The sequence below is a fragment of the Pseudomonas sp. GZD-222 genome (assembly GCF_049310525.1).
Taxonomy (GTDB): Bacteria; Pseudomonadota; Gammaproteobacteria; order Pseudomonadales; family Pseudomonadaceae; genus Aquipseudomonas.
In genome coordinates this window covers 1-11,034 of the sequence record NZ_JBMOWO010000139.1, presented here as the reverse complement: position 1 = coordinate 11,034, position 11,034 = coordinate 1, and the positions used below count along the sequence as shown (strand labels likewise).

Here is an 11,034-nt window from a genome sequence, read left to right as displayed (position 1 = left end):
TGGGAGCGGGCTTGCCCCGCGATGCGATGTGACTGACAGATCGCAATCGCGGGGCAAGCCCGCTCCCACCCTTTCAGCGATTCTGGAACTGCGCCAACGCCGGCAAAAGCTGCTGTTCGATCGCCTGACGCACCGCAGGCAGGATGGTCGCATTGCCGGTGTACATCTGCTCAACCATGCCCTTCAGGGCCTTGGCCCGCTGTTCGCTCAAACCCATCACCGCACATTCGCAGGCCTGTTCGGCACTGGCATCGGATGGCATCTCGAAACCCAGGGCGCGCAACTGCACCAGCAGGTCGTCTTGATCAATCAAATCCGCATGCATCATGGTTGTGGTCCTTGTTTGCAGGTGTGATCGTCAGTCGATTCTGTGGGCACAGGGGCAGGGCGGCAAGGGCAGAATGTCGCAATGGCTGCTTTACCTAAGAACAGGTCGTTTTCGGGCAAATCAATGGGGAAGGGAGGCTGCACACTGAGGCCATGCACAGAACAGGAAGGTTTGGTCACCGTCCGCTTTAACCCCGGTTGCGTCACGGCTCCGGGGTTATTTTTTTGCCTCTGATCGCGGGCTTTTAACCTGGCAACCCAATCACCCGGCCAACAAACTCCGCAGCCGGCAGGTCAACCTGCTTTTCCACTATCCCCTGCAAGCGCTCCACCACCTCAGGCGCAAACGGCGCCGAACGCGGCCCGGCCAGGTCCACATGCAGCAACATCTGTTCGCTGGCCGCCAACGCTTCAGCAAAACCTTCACGGTGCAGGCTGTGATACAGATGCAGGCGCTTGCGATCAAAACCGATGACCTGCGTCTGTACCCACACCTGAGTGTCGCGCTTCACCTCATGCAGGTAGTTCAGGTGACATTCCAGGGTAAACAGCGAATTGCCGCTGGCGCTGCGGTTGTCGCTATCCAGACCGATGCGGTCCATGAAGGCATCCGTGGCATAGCTGAAGATCAGCAGGTAGAAGGCGTCACGCAGATGCCCGTTGTAGTCGACCCAGTCCGCCTGGACTGGGGTTTGATAGGTAATCAATGCGGGCATCTCAGGGCTCCGTTCAGTCGCTGAAGGCCATGCCGTGCTTGGCCTTGGTGGTTTTTACCGCCTCCAGCACGGCCAGCAGGCAATCATCACGATAGCGTTCCAGCGCGCTGATGCTGCGATTGCCCAACTGTTCGCTGGTGCCTTCGACCACGGCGTCGATCAAGCCCTCGGTCAGCTCCGGTGCCGGCAGGTAGGTCCAGGGCAGTTGCAGTGCCGGGCCAAACTGCGCCATGAAGTGGCGCATGCCAGCATCGCCACCGGCCAGGGTATAGGTCAGGAAGGTTCCCATGAACGACCAGCGCAAGCCGGCACCAAATCGAATGGCATCGTCGATTTCACCGGTGGTCGCCACGCCATCGTTGACCAGGTGCAGGGCCTCGCGCCACAGCGCTTCGAGCAGGCGGTCGGCGATAAAGCCGGGGACTTCCTTGCGCACATGCAGCGGGCGCATGCCCAAGGCGGTATACACCGTTTTTGCTGCCTCGATAGCCTCCGGTGAGGTCTTGTTGCTGCCGACGATTTCCACCAGCGGCAGGAGGTACACCGGGTTGAACGGGTGGCCGACCACGCAGCGCTCAGGATGGGTCGCCGACTCGTAGAATTCGCTGGGTAGCAGGCCGGAGGTGCTGGAGCCGATCAGGGCATTGGGTTTGGCCGCCGCACTGATCTTGCTGTGCAGCTCGAGCTTGAGGTCGAGGCGCTCGGGAGCGCTTTCCTGGATGAAATCGGCATCGCGTACACACTCCTCGATGGTCGCCACAAAACGCAGGCGATCTTGTGCCGCAGCGGGTGCCAGACCCTGTTTTTCCAACGCTGGCCAGGCATTGGCGATGCGTTTGCGCAGCGCCGCCTCAGCGCCGGGCGCCGGGTCCCAGGCCACTACATCCAGGCCATGGGCCAGGGCGCGGGCGACCCAGCCACTGCCGATCACGCCGCTGCCCAGGGCTGCAAACGTCTTGATCTCGGTGATAAAGCTCATCTTCAACTCCTTCAATCAACGACGGGTCAGGTTCATTTTCGTGCGGCCTTCGGCCGGGGTAAGCACCCGTGCGCCGAGGCGGCTGAGGATTTCCGTGGCGCGTTCGACCAGTTGGCCGTTGCTGGCCAGCACGCCTTTATCCAGGTACAGGTTGTCCTCAAGGCCGACCCGCACGTTGCCGCCGAGCAACACGGCTTGCGCGGCCATGGGCATTTGCATGCGGCCAATGCCGAAGCCGGCCCAGGTCACGCCAGCGGGCAGGTTGTCGACCATGGCCTTCATGGTCGCGGTGTCGGCCGGCGCACCCCAGGGAATGCCCAGGCACAGTTGGAACAGCGGGTCGTCGAGCAAGCCTTCCTTGATCATCTGTTTGGCGAACCACAGGTGGCCGGTGTCGAAGATTTCCAGCTCGGCTTTGACCCCCAGTTCAGTGATGCGCCTGGCACCGGCGCGTAGTTGCGCAGGGGTCGAGACGTAGATGCTGTTGCCGTCACCAAAATTCAGGGTGCCGCAGTCCAGGGTGCAGATCTCCGGCAGCAGTGCATCGACATGGGCCAGACGTTCCAGCGGGCCGATCAGGTCGGTGCCGGCTCCGAATTCCAGAGGCGTTTCGCCAGGGCCAATCTCCAGGTCACCGCCCATGCCGGCGGTGAGGTTGACGATGATGTCCACGTCGGATTCGCGGATGCGCTCCATCACTTCCCGGTACAGCGCGACATCGCGGCTGAAACGCCCGGTTTGCGGGTCGCGGACATGGCAATGGACCACGGTGGCGCCAGCTTTGGCAGCTTCCACGGCGGCTGCGGCGATCTGTTTGGGGGTGACAGGGACCAGGTGGCTCTTGCTGGCGGTGTCGCCGGCACCGGTCAGGGCGCAGGTGATGATGACGTCGTGGTTCATGATGGGTTCCTTTAGAGATCGGTTGCGGGCTTTTCGCGGCGGTCCGGCGTCCCGGTAAATCCGCTCCTACAGGGTGTAGGAGCGGATTTATCCGCGAGGCGGCCTATCAGTTAGCGGTGAGCTTCAGATTGTCGGCAGCCGGCTTGCCATCGAAGGTAGTCACACCCTCAAGCCAGCGTTTCTGGTCTTCGGGGTGATCCTTGAGCCACTGGCGGGCAGAGGCCAGGGCGTCTTTATGCTCGAGCAGCGGTTGCATCATGCGGCTCTCGTCTTCGGCGCTGAATTTCAGATTGGTCAGCAGGCGATTCGCATTCGGGCAACGTTCGGCATAGTCCGGGGCGGTGACGGTCCACACCGTGGCGCGGCCTTCGTCCGGGCCCAGGGCGTCTTCGCTGCCGCTCAGGTAGGCCATGTCGAGGTTGACGTTCATCGGGTGCGGCGCCCAGCCGAAGAACACCACGGCCTCATTGCGCCGTACGGCGCGGTCGACGGCGGCGAGCATCCCGGCTTCGCTGGATTCGACCAGCTGGAACTTGCCCAGGCCAAACTGGTTCTTGCTGATCATCGCCTTGATCTGGGTGTTGGCACCGGAGCCCGGCTCGATACCGTAGATCTTGCCGCCCAGCTCTTTTTCGAACTTGGCGATATCGGCGAAGGTCTTCAGGCCTTTGTCGGCCAGGTACTTGGGCACCGCCAGGGTTGCACGGGCGTCGTTGAGGCTCGGCTGGTCGAGGACTTTGACCTGCTTGGCGTCGATGAAGGGGGTGATGGTCTGAGTCATGATCGGGTTCCAGTACCCGAGGAACATATCCAGGCGCTGGTCACGGATACCGGCGAAGATGATCTGTTGCGAGGCACTGGTCTGCTTGGTCTTGTAGCCCAGGCCGTCGAGCAGCACTTGGGTCATGGCGCTGGTGGCCATGACGTCGGTCCAGTTGACCACGCCAAGGCGCACGTTTTTGCAGGCCTCGGGTTCGGCGGCGAACAGGTGGGGGACAAGGGTGGTGCTCAGGGCAAGGGATAACAAGCTGCGGCGGATCAAGCTGTGCATGGTGGCTCTCCAACGGCAGTGCATATTGTTATTGATGGCGGCCTCTGCGGACCGTGTGAATACGCTACGCTGGCGGCACGGTGACAAAACGCACTCCGGCGACTGGTACTTGCACCTGGGCGACCAGATTCTATGGAGGAGGGATAATGGAGACGATTGCCTTTCTTTTGATGCCGGGCTTTTCTGCCATGGGATTCATCTCAGCGGTAGAGCCACTGCGGGTTGCCAATCGTTTTGGCGGGCAGTTGTACCGTTGGCAGGTACTCAGCCTCGACGGTGAGGCGGTGCGGGCGAGCAACGGCATGTCGGTCAATGCCGATGCGCAGCTGGGTGAAGGTGAGCCCGCCAGCATCCTGCTCGTGGTGGCGGGCTTCGAACCACTGGCCAGTGTTGATCCCAAACTGATTTATACGCTGCGTCGGCTCAACCACGAGGCTGTCATGCTCGGGGGTATCGACACAGGCGCGATGGTGCTGGCCGAGGCAGGCCTGCTCGATGGCTATCGGGCGACGTTACACTGGGAAGCGCTGGAGGCGTTCAAGGAACGCTACCCAGGTCTACAGGCAACCCAGGAGCTGTTCGAGATCGACCGCAGCCGCATCACCTGTGCGGGCGGGACTGCTTCGATTGATCTGATGCTGCATCTGATTGCCCAGTCTCATGGCAACGACCTGGTAGTGAAGGTGTCCGAACAATTTGTGCTCGGACGAATTCGCCAGCGGCAGGACCACCAGCGCATGCAGATCGGTGCGCGTTACGGTATCAGCAACAAGAAACTGGTCCATGCCATTGGCGAAATGGAAAAACACATAGAGCCGCCACTGAGCACGCTGGAACTGGCAGACGCTATCAAGGTGACACGGCGCCAGCTGGAGCGCTTATTTCGTTTGCACCTAAATGAAACACCAAGCAGTTTCTATCTCGCACTACGGTTGGACAAGGCGCGTCAGCTGTTAGAGCAGACTGACATGACGATAACCGAAGTCAGCCTGGCGTGTGGCTTCGAGTTGCCGTCTTATTTCACGCGACGTTACAAGCTACGGTTTGGTAAGTGTCCAAGGGAAGTGCGTCGAACAGGTCGATCGATGTAATGTTCAAGCCAGATCGCGTTTGAGAATTTCAATCAGCTTTTCGCGGTTGCTGGCCTCCAGGTTTTTGCGCAGCGGGGCGAAGGCGGACGGGTTGAAGCGTGCACCCAGATGGTTAAATACCAGGTTCAACTTACTGGTAGGTTCGACAGGATCGGTGATGCAATAGACATAGAACAATATGACAACCGGGATCTTGTCATCTTCACAATCCATTTCAATGCTCAGATGTGAAGAGACGTTCATCACCTTAATTGAATATGTACCTGCAGACGCAGCGGCCTGGAAATTCTCTTCCAGACTCTTGAACCACGGCCCTTTTTCGCGCGGCGGGGGTAGATAACCGCTGTATACGTCACTTAAAGCGTCCCGGTGTGGGTCATACACAATTATCTTATGCGTATGCTCGAACAAGGTAAATCGTAGCGACTGCAAGGTGGCAAGAACAACGGCGAACCATTGTTCAGGTTGAGTTTCCATCGAATATTTTTCATTGCTTATTGCCTGTGAGTAGCGCAGGCAAAGCTGCAGGTCTTCCCATGTTTTTCGTGTCAGCCATGGGGCGGGCTTGATTCTCAGCCGTTCCTCGAATATTCGGGTGTCCAGACTTGTATCGCCCATGCGGCACCGCTCCCTGATAAAGGCAGATGACCAGAACCGGGTACCAGCAAGCTCTGGTACCCGGGCCCGCTCATTAGATGGCGAGGAACGAGGCGATATCACCTTTGATCTTCTCGTTCACAAGATCACGCGCGGCATCGAAATGACGAACGCTGAACGTACCCTGTTGCGAGGCACGGTAGACGCGGGTCGAAGTCTTGTCGATCTTGCGGGACAGGGCGCCTTCACGTTCGATTTTCGAATCGTAGCTGGCCTGGAAGCTGGTCATGTGCATCACTGGCAGACCCTGCGGAGTCATTTCGCATTGGGCCACCAAGAAGTTGCTCGATTTGCCGGATTCGCTATGGCTGTGCTTCTCCAGATGTGACTTGATTTCCGGCTTCTGCACGATGACTTGCAGAACGCGCTTGGCACACGCCGAGCGACGAGGGTCACGAGCGACGCTGACGGTGATGGACTTGGTAATCAGTTCTGCCAGTGTCAGGTTGTCCTCATCGATGGCGTCTTCGGCATGTGCCGCGCCGGTCATAGTCCAGCCGAACTTGATCAAGCCATCGTTGTAGTGGTTGTACCACTCGCGCTGCTGGGTTTCCTTGTCGAACTTCTTGTTGGTCAGTTCGGTCATCAATCGCATGCCGGCCAGGATGTCTTCTGCAATGTTGCCAGGTACATTGTCAGCGAAGATGCAGATGGTTTGACCGGTAGCGGCTACACGCTCTTGACCTTCTTTGCGGATCTTTTCCATTTCAGCTTTGATGTCAGCCATTTCATAGTTCCTTGATAGTTGAGGAGTCCAAGACACACGTTGCAAGAACGTGGTCTTGGTGCACTATCGAGAAATTACGCAGTGGCCATCAGCTGCACGTTGTTCCTCTCGAGCTGATCCTTCCTTGCGTCTTGATCAGTCTTCAGGTGCCGGCTCGTCCCTGTCTTGCGAATCAAGGCTGCGCAAGTATTCCGAACGTTCATCACTGCGCTGCGCGATGCAGCTGTTCCATGCCGACTGGAAGGTCTTGCTACCTGGTTGTTCGGTATGGGTTTCGACTTTGCAATCGGCATCGCGCAGTTGGCGCCAGACCTTTTCGGCAGACTCTATTTGCGACTCCAGGCCAGCTTCGTCGCCATACTGATCGCGCATCCGCTGGATCAGGTCGTCATAGGCCGATTTCAGCTCACGCTCGGCGATCTGCTTGTTGAACGCCGCGCAGTCAAAGGACTGCTGGTCGGTCTCGACATTGTCGCAAGGCGTGCTTTCTTCCTCGCCGGCCTGGGCCCCACTCACGACGGCCAGCAGTACCAGCCATGCCATTGATTTCATCCGTTTTCTCCTCAGCCGGCTGATGAATCGCTGGGATTCTCGCTCAGACCGGGGCAAGGCGAAAGCTCCCTGACGAAATGTTCATGAAAGGGCCAAAAAATTCGTTATTGAGACTGGCTCTCATCCCCGGATGGCGTGCCAGACGCTGTGATGTCGCACATTGACGCTTTCGGCAAACCTCCTGTCGTTTTTGCATCGGGGCGCTTCGGGCCGCAGGCATATGCTGACCCCAAAGCGCCGGCACATGCTTCGGCGTGGACCAAGTCAATAAAAGGGGACAGCCTGATGAGCCCAGCCGAATTACACGCCGACAGCATCGTTATCGACGGGCTGATCATTGCCAAATGGAACCGCGAGCTGTTCGAAGACATGCGCAAGGGTGGCCTGACCGCGGCCAACTGCACAGTGTCGGTCTGGGAGGGCTTCCAGGCCACAGTCAACAACATTGCTTCCAGCCAGAAGCTGATCCGCGAGAACGCTGACCTGGTGATGCCGGTACGCACTACCACCGACATCCGCAAGGCCAAGGAACTGGGTAAAACCGGCATCCTCTTCGGTTTCCAGAACGCCCATGCCTTCGAAGACCAGATCGGCTATGTCGAGGTGTTCAAGCAGCTCGGCGTCGGTATCGTGCAGATGTGCTACAACACCCAGAACCTGGTCGGCACCGGCTGCTACGAGCGCGACGGCGGGCTGTCGGGCTTCGGTCGCGAGATCGTCGCGGAAATGAACCGCGTCGGCGTCATGTGCGACCTCTCCCATGTCGGTTCCAAGACCTCTGAAGAAGTCATCCTCGAATCGAAAAAACCGGTGTGCTATTCCCACTGCCTGCCTTCCGGACTCAAGCAGCACCCGCGCAACAAGTCCGATGAAGAGCTCAAATTCATTGCCGACCATGGCGGTTTTGTCGGCGTGACCATGTTTGCCCCGTTCCTGGCCAAAGGCATCGACTCGACCATCGACGACTACGCCGAAGCCATTGAATACACCATGAACATCGTTGGCGAAGACGCCATCGGTATCGGCACCGACTTCACCCAGGGCCATGGCCAGGACTTCTTCGAGTACCTGACCCACGACAAGGGCTACGCCCGGCGTCTGACCAACTTCGGCAAGATCATCAACCCGCTGGGCATCCGCACCGTGGGCGAGTTCCCCAACCTTACCGAAACCCTGCTCAAGCGCGGTCATTCCGAGCGCGTGGTGCGCAAGATCATGGGCGAGAACTGGGTCAACGTGCTCAAGGATGTCTGGGGCGAATAAGCCGCCAGCCACCGTCTTCCGACCCCTGCCACCGGCGCAGGGGTAGCCAACCAAATTTTCTGGAGTTCAGTTTCCATGGCCAAGATCGCCCCGCAATTGCCTATCGAAGTCGACAGTGAGACCGGTGTCTGGACCAGCGACGCCCTGCCGATGCTCTACGTACCTCGGCATTTCTTCGTCAACAACCACATGGGTATCGAGGAAGTGCTGGGCGCCGAAGCCTACGCCGAAATCCTCTACAAGGCTGGCTACAAGTCCGCCTGGCACTGGTGCGAGAAAGAGGCTGAATGTCACGGTCTGGAAGGTGTGGCGGTGTTCGAGCACTACATGAAGCGCCTGTCGCAACGGGGCTGGGGCCTGTTCAAGATCCAGGATATCGACCTGGAGAAAGGCACCGCCAGCGTCAAGCTTGAGCACTCGGCATTCGTTTATGTGTACGGCAAGGTCGGGCGCAAAGTCGACTATATGTTCACCGGTTGGTTTGCCGGGGCGATGGACCAGATCCTGGCCGCCCGCGGCAGCTCCATTCGTACGGTCGCCGAGCAGGTCTACGGCGGTTCGGAAGAAGGCCACGACGACGGCCTGTTCATCGTCAAGCCGCTGTAAGTCGAGGATCTCGCCATGGCTTTCGAAGCAATGTTCCAGCCGATCCAGATCGGCAAACTGACCATCCGCAACCGGGTCCTGAGCACTGCCCACGCCGAGGTCTACGCCACCGACGGCGGCATGACCACCGCGCGCTATGTCAAATACTACGAAGAGAAAGCCAAGGGCGGCCTGGGGCTGGCCATCTGTGGTGGCTCCTCGGTGGTCGCCATCGACAGCCCGCAGGAATGGTGGGCGTCGGTGAACCTGTCGACCGACCGTATCATCCCGCACTTCCAGAACCTCGCCGACGCCATGCACAAGCACGGCGCCAAGATCATGATCCAGATTACCCACATGGGCCGCCGCTCGCGCTGGGACGGCTTCAACTGGCCGACCCTGATGTCGCCGTCGGGCATTCGTGAACCGGTGCACCGCGCGACCTGCAAGACCATTGAGCCTGAGGAAATCTGGCGGGTGATCGGCAACTACGCGCAGGCTGCGCGCCGGGCCAAAGAAGGCGGCCTGGACGGCGTCGAGCTGTCGGCCGTGCACCAGCACATGATCGACCAGTTCTGGAGCCCGCGGGTCAACAAACGTACTGATGAATGGGGCGGCACCTTCGAAGGCCGAATGAAGTTCGGCCTGGAAGTGCTCAAGGCCGTGCGTGCCGAAGTCGGCCCGGATTTCTGCGTCGGCATGCGTATCTGTGGTGACGAATTCCATCCTGATGGACTCAGCCACGAGGACATGAAGGAAATCGCCAAGTACTACGACGCCACCGGCATGCTCGACTTCTTCGGAGTCATCGGTTCGGGCTGCGATACCCACAACACCCTGGCCAACGTTATCCCCAACATGAGTTATCCACCGGAGCCGTTCCTGCACCTGGCGGCCGGGATCAAGGAAGTGGTCAAGGTTCCGGTGCTGCATGCGCAGAACATCAAGGACCCGAACCAGGCCACGCGCATCCTTGAAGGCGGCTATGTCGACATGGTCGGCATGACCCGCGCGCATATCGCCGACCCGCACCTGATCGCCAAGATCAAAATGGGCCAGGTCGATCAGATCAAACAGTGCGTCGGTGCCAACTACTGCATCGACCGCCAGTACCAAGGGCTGGACGTGCTGTGCATCCAGAACGCCGCGACCTCCCGTGAATACATGGGCGTGCCGCACATTATCGAGAAATCCACCGGTCCCAAACGCAAGGTGGTAGTGGTTGGCGCCGGCCCTGCCGGGATGGAAGCTGCACGCGTGTCGGCGGAACGTGGCCACGACGTCACCCTGTTCGAGAAGAAGGACGCCATCGGCGGGCAGATCAGCATTGCTGCCAAGGCACCGCAACGCGATCAGATCGCCGGCATCACCCGCTGGTACCAGCTGGAGCTGGCGCGCCTGAAGGTCGACCTGCGCCTGGGCACCGCTGCGGATATCGACACCATCAAGGACCTGCGTCCCGACGTGATCGTGCTGGCGGTGGGCGGCCATCCGTTCCTCGAGCAGAACGAGCACTGGGGGGCTGCCGAAGGCCTGGTGGTCAGCAGCTGGGATGTGCTCGACGGCAAGGTGGCGCCGGGCAAGAACGTGCTGGTCTACGACACCATTTGCGAATTCACCGGAATGTCGGTGGCTGATTACCTCGCCGACAAAGGCAGCCAGGTCGAGATCGTCACCGATGACATCAAGCCGGGCGTGGCCATTGGTGGCACGTCGTTCCCGACTTACTACCGCAGCATGTACCCCAAGGAAGTGATCATGACCGGTGACCTGGCGCTGGAGAAGGTCTACCGCGAAGGCGACAAGCTGGTGGCGGTGCTGGAGAACGAATACACCGGCGCCAAAGAGGAGCGGGTAGTCGACCAGGTGGTGATCGAGAACGGCGTGCGGCCTGATGAAGCCCTCTATTACGGGCTCAAGGAGGGTTCGCGCAACAAGGGCCAGATTGATGTCGAGGCGCTGTTTGCGATCCAGCCGCAGCCGATCCTCAGTCAAACGGGCGAAGGTTACTTGCTGTATCGCATCGGTGACTGCGTGGCTCAGCGCAACACCCATGCGGCGATCTACGACGCTTTGCGCCTGTGCAAGGACTTCTGATCAGCCCCTGTAGGAGCGGGGGGGGGGGGGGGGGGGGGGGGGGGGGGGGGGGGGGGGAGGGGGGGGGGGGGGGGGGGAGGAAGGGGGGG

General features: G+C 59.8%; 12 protein-coding genes. 4 read left to right on the top strand and 8 right to left on the bottom strand.

Features of this window, described 5'->3' with window-relative positions; all coding sequences use genetic code 11:
• Positions 1–73: 73 nt before the first annotated feature.
• The 5 genes from ACO6VD_RS25820 to choX all read right to left on the bottom strand — a co-directional run bounded on the left by ACO6VD_RS25820 (position 74) and on the right by choX (position 3,973).
• The gene (locus tag ACO6VD_RS25820) at positions 74–328 is read right to left on the bottom strand and encodes a hypothetical protein (protein ID WP_422422719.1); all 255 of its coding nucleotides are present in this window, start codon (positions 326–328) and stop codon (positions 74–76) included.
• Between the two features lie 244 nt (positions 329–572).
• Complete coding sequence (locus tag ACO6VD_RS25815) at positions 573–1,043, bottom strand: thioesterase family protein (protein WP_422422718.1); 471 nt, start codon at positions 1,041–1,043, stop codon at positions 573–575.
• 13 nt (positions 1,044–1,056) lie between these two features.
• Positions 1,057–2,022 carry an L-carnitine dehydrogenase gene (locus ACO6VD_RS25810; RefSeq protein ID WP_422422717.1) on the bottom strand — a complete coding sequence of 322 codons (966 nt, stop codon included), beginning with the start codon at positions 2,020–2,022 and terminating at the stop codon, positions 1,057–1,059.
• 15 nt (positions 2,023–2,037) lie between these two features.
• The gene (locus ACO6VD_RS25805; protein WP_422422716.1) at positions 2,038–2,922 is read right to left on the bottom strand and encodes a 3-keto-5-aminohexanoate cleavage protein; all 885 of its coding nucleotides are present in this window, start codon (positions 2,920–2,922) and stop codon (positions 2,038–2,040) included.
• Between the two features lie 106 nt (positions 2,923–3,028).
• Positions 3,029–3,973 (bottom strand): choline ABC transporter substrate-binding protein, encoded by a 945-nt coding sequence (gene choX, locus ACO6VD_RS25800; protein WP_422422715.1) that lies wholly within the window; start codon positions 3,971–3,973, stop codon positions 3,029–3,031.
• A 146-nt stretch (positions 3,974–4,119) separates the two neighbouring features.
• Between choX and ACO6VD_RS25795 the strand changes: the two genes are divergently transcribed.
• Positions 4,120–5,064 carry a GlxA family transcriptional regulator gene (locus ACO6VD_RS25795; protein WP_422422714.1) on the top strand — a complete coding sequence of 315 codons (945 nt, stop codon included), beginning with the start codon at positions 4,120–4,122 and terminating at the stop codon, positions 5,062–5,064.
• 3 nt (positions 5,065–5,067) lie between these two features.
• Here the strand turns inward: ACO6VD_RS25795 and ACO6VD_RS25790 are convergent, their stop codons facing one another.
• The 3 genes from ACO6VD_RS25790 to ACO6VD_RS25780 all read right to left on the bottom strand — a co-directional run bounded on the left by ACO6VD_RS25790 (position 5,068) and on the right by ACO6VD_RS25780 (position 7,000).
• Positions 5,068–5,682, bottom strand: coding sequence for a hypothetical protein (locus ACO6VD_RS25790; RefSeq protein ID WP_422422713.1), 615 nt, complete (start codon positions 5,680–5,682; stop codon positions 5,068–5,070).
• A gap of 73 nt (positions 5,683–5,755) precedes the next feature.
• The gene (locus ACO6VD_RS25785) at positions 5,756–6,448 is read right to left on the bottom strand and encodes a hypothetical protein (protein ID WP_422422712.1); all 693 of its coding nucleotides are present in this window, start codon (positions 6,446–6,448) and stop codon (positions 5,756–5,758) included.
• A 135-nt stretch (positions 6,449–6,583) separates the two neighbouring features.
• Complete coding sequence (locus ACO6VD_RS25780) at positions 6,584–7,000, bottom strand: lysozyme inhibitor LprI family protein (RefSeq protein ID WP_422422711.1); 417 nt, start codon at positions 6,998–7,000, stop codon at positions 6,584–6,586.
• A gap of 285 nt (positions 7,001–7,285) precedes the next feature.
• Here ACO6VD_RS25780 and ACO6VD_RS25775 point away from each other — a divergent pair, with 285 nt between their 5' ends.
• The 3 genes from ACO6VD_RS25775 to dgcA all read left to right on the top strand — a co-directional run bounded on the left by ACO6VD_RS25775 (position 7,286) and on the right by dgcA (position 10,945).
• Complete coding sequence (locus tag ACO6VD_RS25775) at positions 7,286–8,263, top strand: dipeptidase (RefSeq protein WP_422422710.1); 978 nt, start codon at positions 7,286–7,288, stop codon at positions 8,261–8,263.
• A gap of 75 nt (positions 8,264–8,338) precedes the next feature.
• A complete protein-coding gene (locus ACO6VD_RS25770) occupies positions 8,339–8,869 on the top strand; it encodes a DUF5943 domain-containing protein (protein ID WP_110972473.1) in 531 nt (176 codons plus the stop codon).
• 15 nt (positions 8,870–8,884) lie between these two features.
• Positions 8,885–10,945 (top strand): dimethylglycine demethylation protein DgcA, encoded by a 2,061-nt coding sequence (dgcA, locus tag ACO6VD_RS25765; RefSeq protein WP_422422709.1) that lies wholly within the window; start codon positions 8,885–8,887, stop codon positions 10,943–10,945.
• Positions 10,946–11,034 lie beyond the last annotated feature (89 nt).

Bases quoted from the DNA above. Each gene is read 5' to 3' on its own strand.
- ACO6VD_RS25785 (WP_422422712.1), bottom strand. From the start codon at position 6,448: ATGGCTGACATCAAAGCTGAAATGGAAAAGATCCGCAAAGAAGGTCAA.
- ACO6VD_RS25810 (WP_422422717.1), bottom strand. From the start codon at position 2,022: ATGAGCTTTATCACCGAGATCAAGACGTTTGCAGCCCTGGGCAGCGGC.
- ACO6VD_RS25770 (WP_110972473.1), top strand. From the start codon at position 8,339: ATGGCCAAGATCGCCCCGCAATTGCCTATCGAAGTCGACAGTGAGACC.
- ACO6VD_RS25790 (WP_422422713.1), bottom strand. From the start codon at position 5,682: ATGGGCGATACAAGTCTGGACACCCGAATATTCGAGGAACGGCTGAGA.
- ACO6VD_RS25795 (WP_422422714.1), top strand. From the start codon at position 4,120: ATGGAGACGATTGCCTTTCTTTTGATGCCGGGCTTTTCTGCCATGGGA.
- choX (WP_422422715.1), bottom strand. From the start codon at position 3,973: ATGCACAGCTTGATCCGCCGCAGCTTGTTATCCCTTGCCCTGAGCACC.
- ACO6VD_RS25820 (WP_422422719.1), bottom strand. From the start codon at position 328: ATGATGCATGCGGATTTGATTGATCAAGACGACCTGCTGGTGCAGTTG.
- ACO6VD_RS25815 (WP_422422718.1), bottom strand. From the start codon at position 1,043: ATGCCCGCATTGATTACCTATCAAACCCCAGTCCAGGCGGACTGGGTC.
- ACO6VD_RS25775 (WP_422422710.1), top strand. From the start codon at position 7,286: ATGAGCCCAGCCGAATTACACGCCGACAGCATCGTTATCGACGGGCTG.
- ACO6VD_RS25780 (WP_422422711.1), bottom strand. From the start codon at position 7,000: ATGAAATCAATGGCATGGCTGGTACTGCTGGCCGTCGTGAGTGGGGCC.
- ACO6VD_RS25805 (WP_422422716.1), bottom strand. From the start codon at position 2,922: ATGAACCACGACGTCATCATCACCTGCGCCCTGACCGGTGCCGGCGAC.
- dgcA (WP_422422709.1), top strand. From the start codon at position 8,885: ATGGCTTTCGAAGCAATGTTCCAGCCGATCCAGATCGGCAAACTGACC.